The 255-nt window shown below is 32.9% G+C and carries 1 pseudogene; it reads right to left on the reverse strand.

The window, feature by feature from the left end:
• Positions 1 to 249: pseudogene (locus CXF67_RS00355) on the reverse strand (IS110 family transposase); the annotation flags it as partial.
• Between the last annotated feature and the right edge of the window lie 6 nt (positions 250 to 255).

Below are 255 nucleotides of genomic sequence, written 5' to 3' on the forward strand. Positions count from 1 at the left end.
AAAGTGTTTCACCGCTAATGGATTTTCTACCGATACTTTTAGACTAGATTCTAGTAAATGGTAAGCCAGTTGATAATGATAATACCCTGTTGCCTCCATCACGCAATGGCTATCAATATCTAAGAGCTTTACAAACTTTTTAAAGCCTGATACATTGTTTTTAAATTGATAGTAATTGCCATCAGAATCCGTGACATCGAATACCAAGTGGCTAATGTCAATTCCAAAATATTTAATAGCTTTATTCATAGAAAA

The sequence above is a fragment of the Psychroflexus sp. MES1-P1E genome (assembly GCF_002836055.1).
Lineage (GTDB): Bacteria > Bacteroidota > Bacteroidia > Flavobacteriales > Flavobacteriaceae > Psychroflexus.